This is a genomic window from Kordia aestuariivivens (assembly GCF_014397005.1).
GTDB classification, from domain to species: Bacteria; Bacteroidota; Bacteroidia; order Flavobacteriales; family Flavobacteriaceae; genus Kordia; species Kordia aestuariivivens.
Map to the genome: position 1 here is coordinate 188,672 of NZ_JACGWS010000011.1, position 23,861 is coordinate 212,532.

General features: G+C 33.5%; 12 protein-coding genes. All 12 read right to left on the reverse strand.

The window, feature by feature from the left end; genetic code table 11:
- Positions 1–5: 5 nt before the first annotated feature.
- Entirely contained in the window at positions 6–806 is an 801-nt protein-coding gene (locus tag H2O64_RS17595) for a zf-HC2 domain-containing protein (protein WP_187563545.1), read from the reverse strand.
- A 2-nt stretch (positions 807–808) separates the two neighbouring features.
- On the reverse strand, positions 809–1,327 hold the full coding sequence (locus tag H2O64_RS17600; protein WP_235982927.1) for an RNA polymerase sigma factor: 519 nt from the start codon (positions 1,325–1,327) through the stop codon (positions 809–811).
- 127 nt (positions 1,328–1,454) lie between these two features.
- A complete protein-coding gene (locus tag H2O64_RS17605; RefSeq protein ID WP_187563525.1) occupies positions 1,455–2,123 on the reverse strand; it encodes a 4'-phosphopantetheinyl transferase family protein in 669 nt (222 codons plus the stop codon).
- 51 nt (positions 2,124–2,174) lie between these two features.
- On the reverse strand, positions 2,175–3,545 hold the full coding sequence (locus H2O64_RS17610; protein WP_187563526.1) for an ATP-grasp domain-containing protein: 1,371 nt from the start codon (positions 3,543–3,545) through the stop codon (positions 2,175–2,177).
- Positions 3,546–3,572: 27 nt separating this feature from the next.
- Complete coding sequence (locus H2O64_RS17615; RefSeq protein ID WP_317173843.1) at positions 3,573–5,525, reverse strand: alpha/beta fold hydrolase; 1,953 nt, start codon at positions 5,523–5,525, stop codon at positions 3,573–3,575.
- Positions 5,526–5,583: 58 nt separating this feature from the next.
- The gene (locus H2O64_RS17620; RefSeq protein WP_187563527.1) at positions 5,584–10,008 is read right to left on the reverse strand and encodes a non-ribosomal peptide synthetase; all 4,425 of its coding nucleotides are present in this window, start codon (positions 10,006–10,008) and stop codon (positions 5,584–5,586) included.
- A 42-nt stretch (positions 10,009–10,050) separates the two neighbouring features.
- Entirely contained in the window at positions 10,051–11,685 is a 1,635-nt protein-coding gene (locus tag H2O64_RS17625) for a cyclic peptide export ABC transporter (protein ID WP_187563528.1), read from the reverse strand.
- Between the two features lie 65 nt (positions 11,686–11,750).
- A complete protein-coding gene (locus tag H2O64_RS17630; RefSeq protein WP_187563529.1) occupies positions 11,751–12,542 on the reverse strand; it encodes a thioesterase II family protein in 792 nt (263 codons plus the stop codon).
- Positions 12,517–14,898, reverse strand: coding sequence for a TonB-dependent receptor domain-containing protein (locus H2O64_RS17635; protein ID WP_187563530.1), 2,382 nt, complete (start codon positions 14,896–14,898; stop codon positions 12,517–12,519). Before H2O64_RS17635 ends, H2O64_RS17630 begins: the two co-directional genes overlap by 26 nt.
- Before the next feature lie 42 nt (positions 14,899–14,940).
- A complete protein-coding gene (locus H2O64_RS17640) occupies positions 14,941–19,602 on the reverse strand; it encodes a non-ribosomal peptide synthetase (protein WP_187563531.1) in 4,662 nt (1,553 codons plus the stop codon).
- Between the two features lie 111 nt (positions 19,603–19,713).
- Positions 19,714–20,412: a HalD/BesD family halogenase gene (locus H2O64_RS17645; protein ID WP_187563532.1), complete on the reverse strand. Its 699-nt coding sequence runs from the start codon at positions 20,410–20,412 to the stop codon at positions 19,714–19,716.
- Between the two features lie 83 nt (positions 20,413–20,495).
- Positions 20,496–23,855 carry a non-ribosomal peptide synthetase gene (locus H2O64_RS17650; protein ID WP_187563533.1) on the reverse strand — a complete coding sequence of 1,120 codons (3,360 nt, stop codon included), beginning with the start codon at positions 23,853–23,855 and terminating at the stop codon, positions 20,496–20,498.
- Between the last annotated feature and the right edge of the window lie 6 nt (positions 23,856–23,861).

Below are 23,861 nucleotides of genomic sequence, written 5' to 3' on the forward strand. Positions count from 1 at the left end.
TGATTTTAAGTAATATTAGGGACTATTTTCTTAATCTGATCTTTTACAAATCCTTCCGTTTCCGAATCGTTCAACAATTGACGCATTGGTGATATAATATCTTCTTCGTTTAAATTTGCTAAAGCTTGAATGATTGCTATTTGAACACCTGCATTTTTTTCTGTTTGCAATGCATTGATGAAACTTTTTTGTACAAGTTGATTTTTGATAAATTTCTGCAAGGTTTCAACGGCAGTTAAACGAACATTGACATTATTGTCATATAACACACTATTTGCTAGGGTTTGCAACATATCAGGATCTAATTCTTCCAGTTGATTTATTGAATTTACCGCCTGAATTCGTTTTCCGGCAGATGTACTTTCTATTAAAGAGATTGCCATTTTTTGTTTTACAGATTTCGTTTCCTTCGTTAGAACAGCAATTTCGTTGCTAGTAGTATCTGTTTGTTGGTATTTTCCAATTACAAATCCACCTACTAACAATACAATACTTGCTGCAATACGCATGATGTTTTGTTTCCAAACAGTACGCTTTTTTGGCTTTTTATCTTCACTTATGTAAACAACTTTATGATATTTTTGAAGTTCTTCATCCAAACGTTTGTGAAAATTTTCTCGAAGACTTTCTGGCGACATTTCTGGCGATTGTTCTTTGAAAGCGTTCATTACTTCTTTCAATCCTTCCAATTCTTTTGCACAAATAGCACACTCACTTAAATGTTGTTCTACTTGATCTTTTTGTAATGTATCTAACAATCCGTCAAGGTATTCAACCAGTAAATCTTTAATATGTTCTTTTTCCATTGCTATACTTTTTGCAGGTATAATGTTTTTAATTTTTTCAACGCTCTACAGACTTTCGTTTTTACAGCACCTGTTGTACTTCCTAAAATTTCAGCCATTTCTGCGTATTTTATTTCCTGAAATCTGTTTAAAATCAAAAGTTCTCTATCAGAAGCTTCCATCCTATTCAAAACATTCATTAAGTGTGAATATTCTTCATTTTTAGATGCTTGCGGTTCAACTAATTTATGCTCAAAACCTTCCAACGCTAAGTGATTTTCTTTTTGTCGTTGATAATGTGTGTTTAAATTGTTTCGCGCAATTGTGTAAATCCATGTGACAAATTTTTTATCAAAATTATACGATGATTTGTACTTAATTAATCGATAAAAAACCTCTTGTGTCAAATCTTCACTCAGCATTTTATCACCAGACATTTTATACAAAAAAATGTATATCTGCTTATGATAACGCTCAAAAAGAATTTGTAACATAGCTACATTTCCTTCGGCTACTTTTTGCATAATATGCTCGTCTGTCATTTGTTTCACGTTGGATAGTTTTTGATCCTTTGTTCACTTGTATATAACCCGTTTTTTGAAAAAGGTTACACGCAATGTATCTTTTTTTTGAAAATTTTTTGATAAGTAACGGAAATGTACGAAAGAATTAATTTACTTTTTCAATAAACGTATTGATTTCTCTATGATCTACATAGTAAATGATGTATTTCGATTTCTGTTTGGCTGCCATATGACAACTGTATTCTGGATGAATACTTAGTTTAGAAACATACCATTCATCTTTGTATAGTTGCGTTTGATTTTCTATAATTTCAAACGATTTTAAAGGTACACTTAATCCTTTTCCATTGGCTTTTAAAACGGCTTCTTTTTGTGTCCAATAATTGTAAAAAGCACGTTTTTGATCCGTACTATTTTTAATAGTAGCGCTTTCGTTTTCGGTCATTTGATAAAAGAAATCTTCAATTTGTATTTCTTTCATTTCTTCAATATCAATGCCTACTGGTAGCGTTTTTTGTATCGTGCAAATAACCAATTCTCCAGAATGTGAAATATTGAATTCAATATCACTATCTTTTAAAAATGGTTTACCATTCTCGTTAATACCTATATCTGATCCGTTTATTTGTTTGTCATAAAAATCTGCAATACCGCGGATCAATAATAAACGCCCTAAAACAGAAGCCTGTTGATCTTGCCAACGTTTGTATTTACAAATCTTGTTCGTAAAATCATTTGGAAATATTTTCAGTTGTTCTTGCAATGAAGTTTCATAGAACTCTTTTGATAAGAATGTATAAAGAATTTGAATCATAGTTAGGTTTTCTGTCGTATTTAGTAGGTATCTTAGAATTTTGGGAGCCTATTATTTTCCTTCGTAAACAATGGCTTCAATTGCACCTGTTGCAGAGTTGATAACGCCACCATCTGTTTTTGATGAAGACATACGTACCCAAACACCTCCATAGTTATTACCAAAACCAAAAGCGCCCCAAATGAGTTTGTGAGGCGTCCATTCATTTTCATTATTTGGTGCATGAAAGTTTAAGGATTCACAAAATTCTTGTGCTATAAAAGCCGCATGTGGCAATGATTCTTCAATTGCTTTTTCCCAAGCATCTTGCGATAGAAATTTTCCAACGAATACACTTTTTCCTTGAAATCCTGCGGCTGGTTTTATGACAAATTGATCTTTTTGTGTTTTTAGAAGTTCTAGTAAGTTTGTTGTTTGACTTCTGAATGTTACTTCTTGGTTTTTTAATTCTGCTGCCCAAGGAATACAATCGAGTAATAGTGCATTGTCTTCCTCACTAAATGTTTTCTTTTCGGCTAAAGTTCTTAAAATGCCTAAGTTTCGCTTATCGCCTAACATGGCAGTCCCGATATGATCTGGAAAGTATATTTTATCAGTAATGAAAGCACGCGTTAGAATTGGTGGAATTTCATCCGTATCTTTAAAACTAAAATATAAAACACTATGAATTTGTATATTGTTGAGGAATAACCCTTGAGGAGTAAATTGTAATGTAGCCGGATCAGCGTCATAGACTTTACCTGTCAAATTACGTTTGTGCAATTCTTTCTGAATCAGCTCGTTGAAAAAATAAAGCCCATCTGATACCATTTTAGTATCTTTCTCTACTTTTGGCAATCCAACAATAATAATATTTATTTCATTTGCAATTCCAGGTACGTAGTTTTTAATTTTTTCAATTAAAAATTCGGCATACTTTTGTTGTGTATTAATTGCTGTAAAATTTGCTGATGTTTCTTCGCTTGATAATGCCGAATGCATCGATCGTATTAACGCATCAAAACTTTGAATTTGCCAGCCACCAATGGAAGTTCCAATGTTTACTTCTAAGACTTTAAAACCGTTTTCAGTGTATGTTAAGTCCAATCGACTGCCAATTTCTACTTCTTTTTCATGACACATCAATACAAATTGTGCGAGCATTTCATTTCCATTAAAATAGAAATCAGCAATCTTTTTGACATCATTTTTAAAATAGCATGCTGGTATTTTACGCAGTAATGCTGATAAACGCACACACATTTTTTCCAGTTTATTAGAAATTTCTGAATCAATAATTACAGGCCATGAACTTACTGGATATTCATAATTGTTGAATATTTCATGTACGCTTTCGTGTGTAGCATCTGCAATTGGAGGTAGTGACGCTGTTGCTTCTGACACGAATGTATCGTAATGATTGAAGAGAATTGTAGGATTCATAAGAATACGTATTTTTATTACACTTAATTATATTGATAACACGCCCCAATACCCCATATAAACAAACAATAAGAGGTTTGAGAATACGACTAAAAAGACAATACTTCTGTCTGTAATTTTTCGTAGTTTAATGATGTAATACACAACTGTAATTACTAACAAAGCAACGAATATGAATAGAGTGATAAATAAGTAATTAAAGCTGTTTGGCAACCCAAACGCTAGTATGTAAAAATTTTGTTGTGATACATGATCTAAACTTCTAAAAAATCCAATCATCATAATAACACCAATAACAGATGTAATGATTCCTAGAATTCGTACAATTTTATCTGGCCAATGATTGTAACGACTTACTTTGTTGTATTTCTTCTTGATTAGATTATAAGAATGCAATACAATAAATAGTAATAATACAAACAATGCAATGGCTAATGGTACGATAAACACTGGATTTAACTCTTGTAAACTTTGTCCCATGCCCGAAATGCCACTATTTAATTTGATATCATTTACATACGATATTTGTTGTGCCTCCTTGAAAGCATCTTTTGATGGTTTCTGTATTGGATTGTTAATGAAGTTCGTTGTCAATTTATTTCCTAAATATGTAAACCCTGGAGTGTGTCCATAAGTAGTACCATTTACAACCGTTGAATTTTTGAATTTACTTGCTGTTTTTTCTCCGTTTGATTGTGGTGTTATCGGATCGTATTCTCCTGCAATTATTAATACCGGAAAATTTGCTTCCGATACGTTAGAAAGCGTTGGTGCAATGCTATATAATGAATCTTTTTGATTGGTATTCCACTTGTCGCATACCGCAAAATCAGATTTATAAAACGCAATTCCACCACCAAGCAATTTGTATTTTGAAGCATTTGCATTGTAGGCTTCTATATTATTTTTCGGCAAGGCTTCGTTGCAACTTACACAATAATAAACGCCATAATCCATAGATAATAAGCCCGAAAAGGCACTTACTAAGTTTCCAAGTGCAGCTTCATTTCTATCATGAAATTGATAGATCAGTATTGGAATTACTTCTACCAATTGTTTATTGTATAATGCCTGATGAATTGCTATTTTAAAATCTTCTGCATTGTACGTAAACGTTTCACTTTCAACCACCCTTTTTTTAACTGAAACTGTAATTGGGTTTTTCTCTAAATCAGCAATCGTTTTGAAGAATATTTTTTCTAAATCAGGATATTCCTCATTGCATGTTGGATTGTTTTTACATTCATCAAACACATTTTGTAAACTACCCATGAAGTTGTCTGTATTTTCTGTGTAATACTTAGAAATATCAGGAATAGAAGAATCTAATACTAATGTACTCACATTTTGCGGAAACTCATTTGCATATACTTGCGCCATATACGTTCCATAAGATACGCCATATACATGCCATTTTGAATATCCTAATTCTTTTCGCAATGCATTCAAATCTTTGGCAACAGACAAACTATTGTACTGTGCAATATCAATGTCATTCTTAATTAATTCTTGCTTACAAGACAATGCAGCCAAAACCTTTTGCTTTTCATCTTCTGCCTCTGATTGATTTTTGGCAAGTATTTGTAAAAAGTCATTTCCCAAATCTGGACACAAGCGCGGTTCTGAAAACCCAGTTCCACGAACATCCAAAAATATAATGTCTTTGTCTTTTCGCAACGGATGATGCAACCATGTCCATATACTTTGCACACTACTTGCGCCTGGACCACCTTGCAAGAATATAACCGCTTCTGCGTTTTCTTTATTCTCGTAGTTTTTCAGTATCGAAACTGCCACTTTTACTTTTTTACTTTGTGGATCATTCCAGTTTTCAGGTGTAGTTAAATATCCAAAAACTGCATTCTCTTTTTCAAGTACTTCAGTATAGCCTGGATAAAAAGTCTCTGTTTCTTCGAAACTCGCTTCTTGCGCCATTCCGAATTGTACACAAGCTATGATGATACATAACGTGCATTTCACTATTTTTTGATAAACGTTTATCATAAGTAAGTTATTAATTGTTGGTATTAATGTTTGTCTAAAAGTTAAAATCTATTTCTAGTGTATTTTCCAATTCTTGAGTCAATGTTGTGTCGATTTCATGAAGCGAAATTTTAGGATTATTTGTAATACTTTTTAATACGGAAGTAAAGCGCAACATCAATAATTCGATTGTGGCTTCTTCATAATTGTGTGTATTGTATGTTATTGTTGTGTTGATTCCTGAAGGTTTTACTGCAAAGTTTATTAATAATGGAAGTCTGCTATATTTTACTTGTTCAGGTTGTTCTATAAGTTCTAATTGTTTGTGTATGCGAATGTTCTCAAAGTCCATTGATGCATCTTGAAACGCTATCAAAATATCCAAACGCAAGTTTCTGTAGGTTGCTGCTGGCATATCTTGAAATGCATCTAATGTCAATACGTTTTCGTGTGTTTTTACAGCTATCGCACTAAAACTATCCGTTGTTTCTAGTTGTGTTCGAATTGGAAGTGTTTTTACAAACATTCCCAATTGATCATCAGCATGTAAAAAATTACGCCCCGAATTGATCGTTCCAACACAAATATCATCATGTGCATAGGTTTTATATAACAACACATTAAACGCTGTTAAAAGCAATGTGTGCACTGTTATTTGATGTGTTTCTGCTATATTTTTTAAAACTGTTGTTTGAGAATTATCAATTTCATAGCTATACGTTGCGCCCGAATGTGCTGTTATTTCAAGGTTTTCATCATGTGGCACTAAATTTTTCCATGAATAGTTTGCCAAATATGAATTCCAAAACTCACTATTCTTTGCATGTTTCTTTGCTAGTTTATCTGCTAACCAAAGCGTATAATCTTGATATTGAAATTGTACTATTTTTTGCTGAATCTTCTCGTTAGCAATCAAAGCTTTATAATTTTGAATAAATTGCTGCATCAGTATGTTTAGCGACCAACCATCCATAATAATGTGATGCGTAACAAATAGTAATGATGTTGGCGTATTATTTTCATAAACCAAACCAACTCTGAGCAATGCATCTTTTTCTAAATCAAATTCTTTGTGAATGTACTGCTGATATGTTTCTTTAGTTAATTTATCAATGGTAAAGTTATAAGCTTCTCTACTTGCTATTTTTTGATGCGGAATTCCTTCGATTTCAATAAAGTTTGTTCGCAATACATCGTAATTTTCTATGATTGCCAGAAATGCTTTTGCCAAGAAATTTTCATTAATAATTCCAACGATCTTATAATTCGCAAACATTTGATACGCAACAGATTTTTCTAGTTGTTGTGAAGCTAACCACATTCCGTATTGTGCGTTTGTTACAGGATAAAATTCTTTTATACTTCCAGAAGTAATCGTAGGCAATTGCTGCGTTTCTTCCGTTTCCAGATAATTTGCTAAGGAAGCAACTGTTGGATAATCAAAAATACTTTTTAGTGGAATTTGATAGTGTTTTTCTTCAGCTATTGCGCTTAACAGTTTTACTGCACTGAGCGAATGCCCGCCCAAGCGAAAGAAATTATCCGTTACACCAACTTCATTTGGCAATTCTAACACGTGTTGAAATAATGTACACAACACTTTTTCCAAGCTTGTTGTTGGTTGTTGTGCAATTTCATTTGCTTCTTTTATATTGGAGATTTCTAGCGCTGCTAATGTTTTACGATCTACTTTTTGATTTGGTGTTAATGGAAATGCTTCCATCGGAATGATGACTTGCGGAATCATATATGCAGGCAATTCTTTTCGTAATTGCTGAATAATGATTTCTATATCGAGCTGCGTTTTTTCATAAATAATATACGCAACTAAGATTGCTTCTTGCGCTTCTAATTTCTTTGCAATGACAACCGATGTTTTTATTTCTGGAATGCGATCTAGTTTTTTCTCAATTTCTTCGAGTTCTATGCGATACCCATGAATTTTCACTTGATTGTCTTGACGACCGTAAAAAGCAATTTCACCATTGGGATTCCATTTTCCTAAATCGCCTGTATCATAAATTCGTTCTCCTTTTACAAATGGACTTTCTATGAATTTAGTTGCTGTTAACTCTGGACTTTTATAATATCCTTTTGCCAATCCATCTCCACAAATATATAAAGTTCCAATGGCGCCAATTGGCAATACATTCAGATAGGCATCTAAAATATATAATTGTGTATTGTGAATCGGTTTCCCAATGATTGCTGCGTCTGCTGGCTTTTTAATTTGCTTTATACTTGACCAAATTGTCGTTTCTGTTGGTCCGTACATATTCCAAACTTCACCACAATTTTGCACTAATTTTTCAGCCAATGCTTTGCTTAATAAATCGCCACCACATAATACTTTTAGCGCTTTGTTTCCATTCCAATTCGCATTAAAAAGTAATTGATAAAAACTTGGTGTAGCTTGGATTACTGTTGGTTGTACACGATTAATTTCTTCAATTAATTGCAACGGTTTGTTTAAAATTTCTTTGTCAGCAATGTATAACGTTCCGCCAGAAATAAGCGGTACAAAAAATTCTAACATCGAAATATCAAACGATTGTGTTGTGACTGAGAATAACACATCTTCTTGCGAAATTCCGGGTTGCGCTTTCATACTGAGTAAAAAGTTCAATAGAGAACGATGTCCAATTTCTACGCCTTTCGGATTTCCCGTAGAGCCTGATGTATAAATGATATATGCTGTATTTTCAGCATGTACCTCATCTTCAATTGTAACACTTTCAGATTTTGTATTTAGTAGTTCAGTGACCAAAACGTTTGTCGTAGTATCATGCGCTACTTTTGATAGTAATTCTTCCGTAGAGATTACATAATTCACGCCGCTGTGCATGACAATGTATTGCAAACGATCTTTTGGAAAACTTGGATCTAACGGAATGTACGCTCTTCCAGCTTTGAGAATTCCCAGTAATATTGCAATGAAATTTGGGTTTCTATCCAATAAAACTGCAATTGGCAACGTAGGTTCTTCTGAAAAATGTTTTAAAATGTAACTCGCTATTTTATCTGATATAGTGTCTAGTTCTTGATAGGTAAAGTTTGTATTATGGTTTTTCACCGCAATTTTTGTAGGCGAAATTTTCACTTGTTTTTTGAAGAATGTTAGCAATGTTTCTTCACGCGGGTATGCTGTTTTTGTTTGATTGAAATTGTATAATTTCAATTCTTCTTCTTCTGTAAGATACTTGTATTGTGATAGTTTTTTAGAAGGTTCACGCAGTACATTGTTTAGTAATATTTCAAAATGGGTTATAAATTGTTGCATTTCGGCTGCATCGAAGTAGTTGATATTATAATCAAAATCGATTTTTACAGCTTCTGTGTCATCAAATTCACGAATGTATACTGCTAAAGCAACACGTTCCGCTTGATGCGTCATTGGAATTACGGTTGTTTTAGTTCCTTCAAAGTGTGCTGAATAGTTCTGCTTTTCATACGATAAGGTCATATTAATCAACTGATCTTTTTCTTGGAAAAGTTGTAATTCTTCAATCAATTTCCCAATCGGAAAACGTTGATGACGATAGTCTTGTCGCAATTGTTGACGAATGGCTAATACTAGATTTTCAAACGTATCTTCAAAATCGACTTTCATGCGCAATGCATTGATTCCCATGAATAAACCAACCGTCTTTTTGAAAATAGATTTACTCCTGTTCAAAACAGGCAAACCAATGGTAAGGTCTTTTTGTTGAGAACTGCGACCAATGTATGTGTACAATACAGCTAAAATAACATGAAACGTTGTGCTTCTATTTGCTTTTGCAATGATTCCAAGTTGATTGTACGTTTCTCGTTTTAGCATCAAAAATTCACGCTTACTTTGATGAATGGTACGCGCCGTTTTTTTCTCAAAGATTCTATTGGGCAGAGTTTTAAATTTCTCTGTCCAATAGCTTTTATCATGTTGAAAATCTTCTGATGCTAGATAAGCAGCATCGTTCGCTACAAAATCTTTGTAACTAAAAGGATATTCGGTACTAATGTTTCCTTGCGTTACAAGTTCATTGTAATTCTGAACCCAACGTTGAAACATGAGTGAAGTTCCCCAACCATCTGTAATGATGTGATGATATTTTGAGAATATATAATGAAAATCATCACGTACTTTGATTAATACAAATTGATGTAACAATGCTTTCTTTTGCAAATTGAATGGTTTTACAAAAGTTTCCTTCATGTATGTATTTGCAGCTGTTTCAGGAGATTTATCTTCTGAAAAATCTATAAATTCTAGTTGTGCATTGTGCGTTTCTAGAATTTCAATTTGCGCATCAGACATACTTCCAACCAATACACTTCTGTACGCATCGTGCTGATCAATTAGCGCGGTGTACGATTTGTGTAATAGTTCATAGTTTAAGTATCCTACCACTGATATTTTAGCACCAATATTATAGATTGGATCTTCAGGATAGAGTAATTGCTCAAAGTAAACGTCTCTTTGAGGAAGTGTGAGTCTCATAGTTTCTAAAGTAGTTTGGTTTTTGGTTAAATTTTGTTGCAATTATGCCCACAAACTTTCTGTCAATTCTTGTTTGTTGTGAACGCTTACATCTTTAATGATACTTCCATAATCAAATTTGATAATTCTGTCAGCCAAGTGGAAATATGCGTCATCATGCGTTACTGCAATGATTGTTTTTCCTTGTGCTTTAAATTTTGGAATTAATTCTTCATAGAAGTATTTTCTAAAGTGTGGATCTTGATCTGCTGCCCATTCATCTAAGATTAAGACTGGTTTTTTCTCTAGTAAGGCAAATATCATTGACATACGTTTGCTTTGTCCTTTGGAGAATTTTCTTCGTGCAGAGTCTTCTTTGTCATCCGTAATTATCTTTTCCATTTGCATCATTTCCAACATTTCACGGTATTCCGTGTTGTTTTCTAATCCATAATCGTCATAATTGAATGAGAAGATGTGATTGTTGGTAAATATTGCTGTCATTGAATCTTGCAAATCTTCTTTGATTGTTAAACTTGGATCATTGTTTAAGACAATATCTCCCGCATTTGGTTCGTACAATCCTGTTAAGATATTAATGAACGTACTTTTTCCTGAACCATTTCCTCCAACAATAAAAAGCACTTCGCCTTTGTCTATTTTTAAGTCAATATTTTTTAGCGCGAATTTGCTTTCTTGATTTTCTGATTCATATTGAAATCCGATGTTTTTAAATTCTAACGATTCAAAAGCATGGTCCGTTTTTTCTTCTAGTAATACTTTTTCTGTACTAATTTGGAAATCGTTCATGAAGGTTTTGATTCTTCGATTTGCCACTAGAAAACGTGTGTACATTTGTTGTAAGTTGATAATATTATTGATAGGTCCAGAAATGAACAAGATTACAACCACATATGCAATCACTTCATCTCTACCCAATAATCCTAATGCTGGCAAACCAAATAGAATTGCACCAATAACCGCGTACAATCCGTATTGACTTATCATGTTGATTGAAAGAAATACGTAGTTTACTTTAAAATCTAGTTCTTCAGAATCATCACGATTTGGTCCAAGGTATTTAGACATCATATTTTTTCTTCGGATTGCACTTAATTTTAATTCTTTGAATCCGCCTAACAAATCGTCTACATATCCATAGTAATATTCGTTGTATTTACGCAATGTCCCTACCTCTTTCGACATAGAATTCATTACAATAAAATAACAAGCTGCCACAACAATAATAAGTCCTAAAACAATCAGTGCCGAAACTGGAGAAAGTGTAAACATGTATATAATTCCCAAGACTAACATGAGTAATGAACTTACCGTGTGTGTTACCGTATATGGCAAACTGGAGAAAAGTCGCAAATCTTCCATTGCTGTGTAAAACCGCTGTGTTCCAAACTTTTCAATGGTGATAAGTGGTGCCCGTAATATTTGGTTGAATAGATTTTTTTCGTTTTCATATAATATTCTGAAAGCGTATTTATTCAATCCTTTTTGGAAAATGATATTTAGCAAATATGTATATATAATTATCGCCATAAAAACGATCATCATATAATCTTGAAGAAATGCTTCATTTCCTGCCAATACATTATTTATGATGTAAATGATTCCGAAACTAAGTGCTGTGTTTGGAATCGCGTATAGCAACAGATAAATAATGTCTTTAACTTTTAGTTTAATCATGATTTTGAATTTTAAGTGTAGTGCAATGGTTAGGATTGACTACTTCGTGTGGTTATTGATTATTGTTAAATAAATATGGATTTCGTCATTTTTGGTGGCTGACTACTTATCGCATTGATCACTTCTGCAATTTTTTGTGGATGTTCATTGATAAAGAAATGATTTCCTTCTACAATTTCGGAAGTGAATTTTTTGGATGTAAATTTTTTCCAATTAGCAATATGATCTTTTGTCTTTTCTTCTGAACCCATCATGGCATGAATTGGTGTGTGAATCATCAATCCTTTTTCTGAGTTTTCTTCTTTTTCTAAGATTTCAAAATCTGCACGCATGATTGGGCTGAATAAGTCATATAATTCGTTATTTTCTAATACTTCTTCTGGAACGCCTCCTAAACGTCTGAGTTCTTCTTTAAATTTTATGTCATTCATAGAATATCGTTTTGGTAATTCTTTACCTCCAACATATTCTTTGATTCCTGGTCCAGAGTTTCCCGAAAGGATTAAATGTACAGGCGCATCATTTTCTTTTTCGAGTTCTGCAACTATATTTAATCCTAAAGTTGCGCCCATACTATGTCCATAAATAATATACGGTTGCTCATTTCTGAGTGTTTTTATTTGTTGACAGTAATCTTGGACAGCTTCTGTTTTGCTTTTTAGCAACGCTTCTTTGAATCGTTTTCCACGTCCTGGAATTTCCAAGGGTAAGAAATCAATGTGCATTCCTAGGTGTTCTTTTAAGCTGTCAAAAGAGTATTTACTTCCACCTGCAAAGTGCAACAGAAATAGTTGATGTCTTTGCAATGGATACGTTGTTTTTATGATTGTTTTAGTTCGTTCTTCCTTTTTCTTCATCACTTCCAAAGTTTCTGTTTCTTACATTAATTTTATTGTTTCCGAAATTGTATGATACTGAGAATCGGAAATATCTTCTACTTCTATTTTCTCCATAGGTTACATCAACTCCATTTACGTTAGATACAATGTTTCTGAAACTTCCCGTATCTAAAATATCTTTTACGAAGAGTGAAAATTGCAAATCGTTGTTTAGGTAACTTTTTCGAACTCCAAAGTCCAATCCGTAACGTTCTCCATATGTTGATAAACGATCTTTTAATGGTGAACTGTAAAAGAAATCAAGTTGTAATTTTGTGTTATCATTTACGATAAACGTATTGTAAGTATCTGCGTAGAATTGAAATCCGTTTTGTGGTTCTGCATCTAACAAACTATTGCTGAAGTCCGATTTGTAACCAATTAACATTACTTGGTTTTGACTTTGCCACCAAGAAATTTTTCTAAAGGAATAGATTTGTGCAATTCCCATGCTAAAACGTTTGTAATAGTTACGTCTTATGACAGCTTGCGTATTTGTTACTGGATCTGCAGAAAAAATAGTTCCGTATCCATCAGATATGCTACTTGCAAATATGTTTGTTGTTAAGACTCTTTTGTATGTATAGTTAAAGTCAAAATTGTCCGTAAATGATGGCTGTAAGAATGGATTTCCTTCTGAGAAACTGTTACTGTTATTAAAGAAACGGAATGGATTTAATTCTCTAAAGCTTGGACGCGTTATTCTTCTTCCATAGTTGAAAGAGAAATAATTGTTTTCATTTTTTGCGTACGATACATAAAACGTTGGAAATAGTTTTAAATAATCGTTTTTGTTTGTTTGATTTAAAGATGTTGAAAATCCTTCTGTGATTGTGTTTTCTAAACGAAATCCAAGTTGCATTTGCCACTTATCATTTAGTTTTTTGTATCCGTTTACATATAAAGCTTGTACATTTTCTTTGTATTCAAATTCATCAGATAATGCTGCATTAAATACTGCTGCGCCAGATGCTGTATCAAATGTTCGTAAGTCATTGATGGTTTTGATAAAGTTTATTTTTCCACCATACGATATGTTTGCAAATTTTGTTGGTTGCTCCATATCAACACGCATACTGTAGTTATCAATAGATTGTTTTGATCTGTTGATAATAGCTTGATTGATATTTAAGAATTGTCCGCTTGGATTGAATGTGTTTACTACATAATCTCTTACCAAATCATTTCCATAACTGAAATAATCCAAGTCTACAGAAAGTGTTTTCCCTAAGGTATCTAGTTTTGAAATTAAGTGTGCATTTAACATATGACTTTTCACAGAACGATCACTTGTACCAACATTATCATATATAGAATCTATTTGATTTTGGTTGTTACGAATTTCCGTAATGTTACGATCGCGTGTATCAGGTGCGTTAAAATTCCCCATATATTGTGCGCCAATCGTTGTGTTATCTGTCAAAGCATAATCTAAAGAGAAACGACTTGAAATGTTGTCTTTTTGTTCTTTTAAATCTAATCGCGTATTCCACGGACCGCTTGGATAATCAGTATCTAAGGTTTCTATGATCCGAATATCGCCTTTGTCTCCGTTTAAGCTAAAGTTTAGTTTGAACTTGTTTTTGTTATATACAAAACTGTTCCGCAACGTATAAAAACTATATGTGTTTTGCGTGTATGATAATGTAGTTGTATTTTTCCAAAAATCACCAACTCCTTTTTTGTATACAATATTGATGAGTCCACCACTTCCCGCAGCTTCATATTTTGCAGGTGGATTTGTAATGATTTCTATTTTTTTAATATCGTCCGAAGAAATTGAATTTAAAAATCCTACCAATTCTTCTCCTGAAAGCTGAATAATACGTCCATCAACCATTACACGAGAAACACCTTTACCAATCATACTAACTCCATCACTTTCTACACTTAATCCTGGAGCTACACGCAATGCATCAATAGCATTTCCACCACTAGCTGCAATACTGTTTTCGACATTGAAGATCAATCGATCTGGTTTGCGTTCTATTAAGCGTTTTTGCGCTTTTACCACAACTTTGTCTAGTTCTTCTCTTGAAGCTTCTAATACAATATCATCTAATGTAGTTGCATTTTGAACTGTGATACTTTTGTTCCAAGTTTGGTAACCTAAAATACTGATTTCCATTGTAAATGTGCCTAATTGCGCATTTATGGAGAATGTTCCGTTTTCATCAGTAATATCATAGTGTTTTACCGTGTTTTCTGCATCTTTTAGTACTACAGTTGCGAATGGTACTGGACCTTTCGAGTCTTTGACCAATCCTTTTACTTCAATTTGCGAGAAACTTACGTGAGCGCAAAATATAGCTAGAAATGTAAGTAGGTGTTTCATTATTGTGTATGTTTAATTTAAATTGTTGTTTGTTAATTATGATTATACCATTTTTCCAAATTGGCTAAATAGATTGTTTTCTAGAAAGTTGCGAAATTGTGCATTGTATGCATTGTTTTCGTATAATTCCACTGGTGTTACCAATCGTAATTCAATTCCGTTTTTGTATGCTACACAGACCAATCCGACTCCGTAAACTGTGTTCCAAAACAGTTTGTCTTCTGTGACAACAATTTCATCAGATGCTAAATCTTCCTGTGAAATATCAATCGTATCTTGAACACTAAAGTTGAAATACCCTTTGATTCCTTTTTCGATATCAGTTTCCGAATGTTTTAAGAAATCATTTCGAATGGTTTCATACGGTATTTTTTGATGAAAGCGTGCATTTATGTATTGTTCGTATACTTCCGTAATGTATGCTGGAATTGATGTATGTCTGAACGGAATATTTTGTACTGGTAAAAAGTTTGTCATTACACCAGAAAATGCTTCTTTGTCCAATCCGCTATATGAATCTTCTCGCCCATTAACAGCAAGCAATACTAAGTCCGAATCGCTAAAGTTTAGTTCTGATAATAAATACTGATGTGCTGTCATCAATACTGCATTTAGTGGCATATTGAAACCTTCTGCCGCCGCTTTTAGCATTTCATAATCAAATCCTGTAATTGTTTTGCGTAATACCACATATTCCAATATAGTTTCTGATTTGCTTTGCGGTATTTCTTTGATTGTAGCTGCCAATAATTGTTTTTTCCACCAATTTCTTTGTTCCATCGCAACATGTGACGTTAAGAATTGCTGTTGCCATGTTGCAAATGTTTCGTTGGAAACCGTGAATTCTTTTGCGTTTGCTGTTGTTTGAATTGCTCTGCATATTTCACTAAAACTGTAAATATCAATTAATGCATGCGCAATACTAATGCGAACATATGCTCGGTTTGGCTGTTGTATAGCTGTTGCAATGAATACACGAATACAAGCAGAACCATCAAAATAGTTGAATGTTCTTTTTAAGAAATCATGCGCTTCATTGTATATTGTATTGAAATCTTCTGTTCCGTTAAGTATGCTATGTTTTGAATCAATTGCTACTTCACTTGCAGCAATGTTTTGTTGCTGTATTGTGTTTCCTTGTTTTGAAAAACGTACCGCTAATGAATTATGTTTGCTTATAATTTGATTAAGTTTCGCTTCAAAATTATCTTTTTCATAGTTATTTAATACCATGATTGGTGAAGCTACCATATCCCAAGGTCTGCGTAAAAAGTAGCGTTGATTTTCTGAGATGTTATCTGTATTTGTTGTGTTATTCGGTTTTTCAAACACTTCATTTTCTGGATTAAAATCTTCTCCATTAAGTTTGAAATCATCTTTAAATATCGCATTTGCCATGTCTTCCAATACTGGAAATTGAATGCTGTCAAGTACTTCCAACATGTATCCTTTTCCTTTGAGATACGCGATTAGATGCATTGATTTGATTGAATCGCCACCTAAGCGATGAAAGTTGTCTTTTTTTCCAACGCTTTCTTTTTTGAGAATCATTTTCCATGCTTCCGCCAATACTTTTTCTGCTTCCGTTTCTGGCGCTATGTATTCTTTTGAGTTGTTTGCGAGAAAATCAATGTTTTCTAAAGCATCTTTATCAATTTTCCCGTTTTGTGTCAGTGGAATTTCTTCCAAGTTGATATAGATTCTCGGAATCATATATTCAGGAAGTTGTGTCGCTAGTTGTTGTTGTGCTTCTTTTTCGCTGAAGTGTTCGTTTGCTTTTATGTAAGCTACTAATTGCAAGATTCCTTCTTGGTTTCCGCTTGCTAATACTGCTGCTTGTTGTATGTTTTTAATTCCGTCCAACGCATGTTCTATTTCTTGTAATTCTATACGATAGCCGTTTATTTTGACTTGCTCATCTTTTCTCCCATTGTATAGAATGTTTCCATTTGGCAATTTTGCAGCAATGTCACCTGTTTTGTACAAACGTTCTCCTTCTTTAAATGGCGATTGAATGAATTTTTCTGCGGTTAGTTCTGGACGATTTATATATGCAGTTGCCAATCCTTTTCCGCCAATGTATAATTCGCCTATAACACCTTCTGGCACTATTGTTTGATTTGTATTTAGAATATATATTTCTGCATTCTGAATCGGTTTTCCTATCGTGATTTGTTCGTTTGCGTTTTCCTTCGTTATTTCAGAAATCATACAACCAACAGTTGCTTCCGTTGGTCCATATTCGTTGTAAATTGTAATTGCTGGATTTAATTTTAGTAATGCATCTACATGAATTTTTTTCAATGCTTCTCCTCCAACAACTGCCATTTCTAGTGTTACATTCTCTAGTGATAATTCTTGTAATAGATGTATGTGCGAGGGCGTTAGTTTGATACAAGAAATTCCTTGTGTGAGATAGTTTTCAAAAATACTTCTTGCATCTAATGTTTCTGGAAATATATGAACTGTTCCGCCTTTTAGTATGGATAGAAATAAACTCGTTATTGTTAAATCAAATGAAGGCGAACTAAACCAGCCAAAGTCATAGTTTGTGAGTGATGATTTTAAGTAGTTTTCTTTTCCAAAAACTGTATAGTTGTTTAATGCTTCATGCGAAATCAATACACCTTTTGGATTTCCTGTAGATCCTGAAGTGTAAATGATATATGCTGCATCTTCTGGTGTAACGTTTACGTTTACTTTTGTATCGTAATTTTCTGCGTCAAATTCTACATCTAATGCAAGGACAGTTCCTTCAAAAAAATCAATATCAAAAATATAATTGGTATCAGAAATTAGCAATTGCAAGTTTGCGTCCGTAGCAATGTAATTTTTTCTTGATGATGGATATGCAACATCAATTGGAACGTACGTTGCGCCAGCTTTTAAGATTCCCCAAATTGCAACTACATAATTGATTTCTCTGTCTAAATGAATTCCGACACAATCACCTTTTTGAATTCCGTGATCTTGTAGTAAACAGTTTGCCAATTGACTCGATTGTGTATGCAATTCTGCATACGTAAGCGTTTGTTCTTTGTAACGAAGTGCAATTGCTGTTGGCGTTTGTATTGCTTGTGTTTCAAACTGTGTTAAAACAGTTTCGTTTGCCGGAATTTCAACTAGTTCGCCAATAGCTTCTTGTTGTATTTTTTCTAGTTCACTAGTTGTCAAATAATTAATTGAACCAATTTCTTTATCAGCATCTTTTACTACTTCTTTAAGTACTGTTTTATAATGCGCCAATAAACGTTTCATGATGGCTGCATCATATATATTTTCATTATAATTAAGTGTAATTACAATTTCTTTGTTGACTTCCGTTACGTGAATTTCAACATTGAATTTCACTAACGTATCTTCTAATTCTTGAATTTCATCAGAAGTATTTAGTACACCATCCGAAACGCCGTGATAGTCAATCAGTATATTGAATAAGTGACGTTTACCATCACCATCCAATGCTGTTAAATCTTCTACAACTTTGTCCAACGGATACATTTGATGCGCATAAGCTTCACGCGTAGCTGTAGCAATATTTTTGAAAATCGTTTTAAAACTTTCCGTTGACTTTACCGTATTGCGCAATGGCAAGGTATTGATATAAAATCCTATTTGATTTTGTAAATCCGCATGGTCTCTTCCTGCAACAGGATTTCCCAGTATAATATCTGTTTCACCTGTGTATTGATGCAACAGTATATTCCACACGGTAAAAATTCCTAAAAAGAGACTTTCTCCAGCTTCAGTTGTATAGTTTCTTAGTTTTTGTGTTGTTTCTTCCGAGATAAAGCATTGTATACTTTTTCCAGCGAAAGAAGCTATGATTTCTTCTTTTTGAAATGGAAGTTTTAGTACTGGATTTTTCTTTTGAAGCTTTGAAGTCCAATAGTTTTTATGTGCTTTAAAGTTTTCCGATTGCAATTGTTCTTGCTGCCAAATTGTATAGTCTTTGTACTGAATATCCAAAGGTTTTATTGTTGTTCCATTTGAAAGTGCTTCGTAATATGCTAGTACATCTTTTGCTATAACTTCCATTGACCAACCATCGCTAATGATGTGATGCAAATTGTAATAGAAAATATATTTGGTTGCCGTCAATTGTATTAGTGAAATGCTGAATAATGGTCCTTTTTCTAAATTGAAAGCTGTTTTTGCGTCTTTCTGTATGATATTGTTTGCCGCTACTTCTGGCGCTATTTCTTGCTGACAATCATACTGATTTATTGTAAAATTTAATGCTTCTGTTGATAAAACATATTGACGAATTTCTCCTTGAGCGTTCATTTTGAATATTGTACGTAATATTTCATGACGTTCAATTACTTTATGCACTGCTTTTTGAAAAAGCGCAATGTTATACGCGCCATCCAATACAATTTGATTGGGCATATTGTACGCCGTAGAAGCTTCCGAAACTTGACTCGCCAACCATACACGTTTTTGCGCATTGGATAGCGGATAGCTTTCAGCTTCAGCTGTTTTGTTGATTTTAACAAACTGCTTTTCGGTTGCAGTATCAAATTCAACTTTAATAAATTCAATAAGCGCTGATTTGTGCGTTTTGATTGTTTGTAAAAATTCTGGTGTTAATACCGCATTTTTACTTTTACGCAACGCTAGGTTATCATTTTCAACAGACAAATGAATTCCTTGCTTTTTTGCTTTATGAATTATTTCTATGAGGATTTGTTTATGTTGCATTCGTTATGAATTAACTTTGGTTCCTTGTGTAGTGATTGTATGATTCCTCCCTATTAGTGTATACTTGCAAATATGTATTTGGTTACAACTAATTTTTATTTTTCTTTCTTTTTAATCGTATAATTTATTTGAAGAATACGAAATATCTACGTCTTTCGTAGCTAAATCAGCATATGTAAATACCAATACAGTTCTGTTTAGATCTTCTTTTAATGGCAGTACTCTGTGTACAGAATGACTTGCATTCATAAGGTATGATTCTCCTTTTTCCAGATAATCTGTTATTGCTTTGTCAGTTCCTAACTCGCTCAAATCCATTGATTTTGGCACAAATTCTAATTCGCCACCACCATCTTTTCCAGGTGATTCAAAACAGGTAATAAGTACATACGGATAGGTATCTAAATGTCCGCCATGAATATCATTTTTCTTATGCAGTTTGTGAATCGCATGTCTGTCTGCCATATCTGGCGTTAGACAAATAGAATTGTTTGTAATTTTTGTGATGAAGTCAATGATTTCTTCATTCTTGTATAAGCTCGTTATAAAAGTAGATTCTTGATCGATTACTTTTCCTGAGACTGTTGTGATTCTTCTTGGTGTATTGTTCGTTTCTTCCATTAGAAAATCTTTACGCAATGCGAAAGTGTCTAAAAGATTATTCACTTCAACTTCTATTTTATTAAAGACAGAAGGAGTAAAAAAAGAAGGCAATTTGATGTATCCAATTCGATCAAATTGTTGTTTTAAATTTGTGATGTCCTTCTTTGTAGAAGGATTTACAACTCGGTTGATGATTTCTAGTTCCATGGTAAGATAATTACGTTGTTCTGTTAATTAATTGGTTATAGGTTATGTAGTATAAAATGATATTGAATGCGTTGTACTACTAATTATAGGTATAGTACTTCGTCATCTACAATTTCATCTTTGTTTATAGTGTCTTTTATTTTGATATCTAAATATTTTGCTTGCATATCTATGGTTGGAAATTGAAAGATCATATCTCTATCAATAACTATTTCATAGTATTTTGTAAGCGTGAATGCTAGCTTTACTGCGAGTAAAGAATGTCCTCCCAATTCAAAGAAGTTGTCGTGTATTCCTATTTTTGAGATTCCTAAGAGTTCTTCCCAAATATTGAAAAGCACTTTTTCTGTTTCCGTTGTTGGCGCTATATACGCTGTTGTATTTAGTGCGGCTTCTTGCGGTTCTGGCAATTGTTTTTTATCAATTTTTCCGTTTTTATTGATTGGCATTTCGTCCAATGCAACATATATTTTCGGAATCATGTATGCTGGCAAATGCTTTACAAGTGTGTTTTGTACTTGCTGACTGTTTACAGATGCATCTGCAACTATGTATGCCACCAATTGTTTTGTGTTCCCAATATTTTCTTTTACCAAAACAGCTGCATGCTGAATACCTGTTACCGTTTTTAATACAGCTTCAATTTCTCCAAGCTCTATACGATATCCTCTTATTTTTACTTGATCGTCTTTTCGCCCAATGAATACAATGTTTCCATCTGACAAATAGTATCCTAGATCACCTGTTTTGTAAATTTTTTCTCCAGTTATAAAAGGATGTGTTGTAAAACGTTCTTCCGTTAATGCATCACGGTTTAGATATCCTTTTGCTAATCCTTTTCCGCTCACACATATTTCGCCAATAGCCCCTTTTGGAAGTAATTGATCGTTTGCATCTAAAATGTATGTTTGCGCATTTGCAATTGGTGTTCCTATTGGCACATTTGTATTGTTGTTGGACATGTTGCTTGCATCCAATTTGAATATGGTTGCACAAATACTTGTTTCCGTTGGTCCATACGCGTTGTAAAATGTTCCGCCAGCTTCTACGTATGCTTTTGCATGCAGAACAGCTGCCGCTTCTCCAGCCGTAATTAATACTTTTACCGCATTGAAACTTTCAATATTCATCATTTTGAAATATGATGGCGGCAATGTCATTACTTCTATTCCGTGAACTACATTGTAGTTTTCTAGTTTTGCAGGATCTACGCGAAGTGTTTCTGTGGCAACGTATAATGTTCCGCCAGATAAGAGACTTAAAAATGTTTCTGATACAGATGCATCAAATGAGAAAGAAGCAAATTGCAAACATTTGTATTGGTTTCCTTTGATGTCAAAAGCTTCTATTTGCGCTTGTATTGTGTTACAAATTCCTCCATGCGTAATTAATGTTCCTTTTGGTTGTCCTGTTGATCCTGACGTATAAATTATATAGGCAATATCTTCTACTTGTACGTTGCTTGTGTATGTTTTTGAGTATGCTGAAAGCACTGTGTTTCTTCCAAAAATATAACTTGGCGTTTCTTCAAAAGCTGTTGTTTCTTCAGAAACGATCAATAGTTTTACATTCGCGTCTTTGATGATGTATTCTTTCCGTTCTTTTGGCGATGTTGTGTCTATAGGCAAATAGATTGCGCCTACTTTTAGAATTCCGAGTACTACAATGATACACTGTTCATCTCTTTGCACATGTACACCAACAATATCTCCTTTTTGAATTCCTTTTGCTTCAGAAAGCAACCTTGCAAATTGATTCGATTTTTCATCTAATTCGCGATAGCTTAGTGTTGATTCTTCACATGCCAACGCAGTTGTTTCTGGGTATTTTTCAACACATTCGTGGAAAATATCAAGCATTGTTTTATCAGCTTCGTATGTTTTAAAAGTGTTATTGAATGTGTGTATTTGTTCTTCTATTTCTACTTTCGTGAAATATGAAACTGTGTTTATTCCCCCGAAAGGGTTTTCCAACACATTGTTCAACAAGTTTTTATAGTGCTGAATGAGTTTTTTCATCATGCTCGCTTCATACACATCTTCGTTGTAGTTGACTACTAATTCAATGTAATCGCCATGCTCAACAAAATGCAATTCAATGTCCGATTTTACAAAAGTTGTTCCTTCTTCCGTGATTGTATCATGTGATAAACCTACTGACTTTTGATCGTCTTCTTTGTAATAGTTGATATGAATGTCTGCCAACGGACTTCTACTACGATCTCTTTGCATGTTTAATTCCGAAACCAGTGCATCAAAAGGATACATTTGGTGTTCATAATCTTGCAATGTATTTTCTTTGATCGTGTTGAATACTTCCGTAAAGTTCAACGCTGGATCAATTTCATTTCTAAGAATTAAGATATTGATATAAAATCCTATCTGATTTTCTAAATCTTCATGATCACGTCCGGCAATGATGTTTCCGACAGCAATATCCGTTTCTCCAGTATATCGATATAAAAGTACTTTCCAAGCTGCCAATAACCCCATAAACACACTTCCTTTGTTTGCTGTGGCAAACGCTTTTAAGGTGCTGATTTGTGCAGGAGCAATGTATGTTTTGATTGCTTTTCCGTTGTACGTTTTTAATAACGGTCTGTTTTTTTGAGATGGTAAGTTTAGTGGCGGAATTTGCGTATTGAATTTATTTGTCCAATAGGTTTTATGTGCATCGTATTCCGAACTTTCTAATTGCTCTATTTGCCAAGCTGCATAGTCTTTGTATTGAATGTTTAATGTTGGCAATGCAGCTTCTGACTGTGTTTGCAATGCTTGGTAAAACGCCATGGTATCATTTAATAGAATTCCCATAGATAGATTGTCGCTTACAATATGATGCATGTTGTAATACACCATATATTTACGATCTGCAAGTTTGTACAATCCTGCTCTTAGCAATGGACCTTCCGAAAAGTTGAAAGGTTTGTAATAATCTGATTGTACATACGTATTTGCTATTGCTGCTGCATTTGAGTTTTCACTAAAGTCTTTTACGTCTAATTGAAAATTGACAGTATTCAATATATATTGACGTACATCTAATGCTTCGTTTACTTTAAATACTGTACGCAATATTTCATGACGTTCTATGACTTTTATAATTGCTTTTTCAAAGTTTAGCGCATCAAAATCATTTGCAATTATGAATTGATTTGGCATGTTGTACGTCACAGATTCTTCTGCCGTTTGACATGCCAACCATAAACGCAATTGTGCATTGGAAAGCGCATAATTTTCAGCAATTGCAACAGGTTTGATTTGTTGTTTTTCGCTTGGCGCAGCATATTCTTTCAGAAAAGAAACAATGGCAACTTTGTTATCTCTGATTTTTTCAATCAGCTGTGCATTGATTTCTTCCTGATCGAAGTTGAGTTTTAAATTCTCGCCTTCCAGATAGATGTCTATGTTGTTATTTCTTAATTCTTGTATTAAATCTAGCATGGTCTA

Excerpts from the sequence above, each read along its gene's own strand:
- H2O64_RS17595 (WP_187563545.1), bottom strand. The coding sequence starts at position 806 with ATGGAAAAAGAACATATTAAAGATTTACTGGTTGAATACCTTGACGGA.
- H2O64_RS17600 (WP_235982927.1), bottom strand. The coding sequence starts at position 1,327 with ATGACAGACGAGCATATTATGCAAAAAGTAGCCGAAGGAAATGTAGCT.
- H2O64_RS17605 (WP_187563525.1), bottom strand. The coding sequence starts at position 2,123 with ATGATTCAAATTCTTTATACATTCTTATCAAAAGAGTTCTATGAAACT.
- H2O64_RS17610 (WP_187563526.1), bottom strand. The coding sequence starts at position 3,545 with ATGAATCCTACAATTCTCTTCAATCATTACGATACATTCGTGTCAGAA.
- H2O64_RS17620 (WP_187563527.1), bottom strand. The coding sequence starts at position 10,008 with ATGAGACTCACACTTCCTCAAAGAGACGTTTACTTTGAGCAATTACTC.
- H2O64_RS17625 (WP_187563528.1), bottom strand. The coding sequence starts at position 11,685 with ATGATTAAACTAAAAGTTAAAGACATTATTTATCTGTTGCTATACGCG.
- H2O64_RS17630 (WP_187563529.1), bottom strand. The coding sequence starts at position 12,542 with ATGAAGAAAAAGGAAGAACGAACTAAAACAATCATAAAAACAACGTAT.
- H2O64_RS17635 (WP_187563530.1), bottom strand. The coding sequence starts at position 14,898 with ATGAAACACCTACTTACATTTCTAGCTATATTTTGCGCTCACGTAAGT.
- H2O64_RS17640 (WP_187563531.1), bottom strand. The coding sequence starts at position 19,602 with ATGCAACATAAACAAATCCTCATAGAAATAATTCATAAAGCAAAAAAG.
- H2O64_RS17645 (WP_187563532.1), bottom strand. The coding sequence starts at position 20,412 with ATGGAACTAGAAATCATCAACCGAGTTGTAAATCCTTCTACAAAGAAG.
- H2O64_RS17650 (WP_187563533.1), bottom strand. The coding sequence starts at position 23,855 with ATGCTAGATTTAATACAAGAATTAAGAAATAACAACATAGACATCTAT.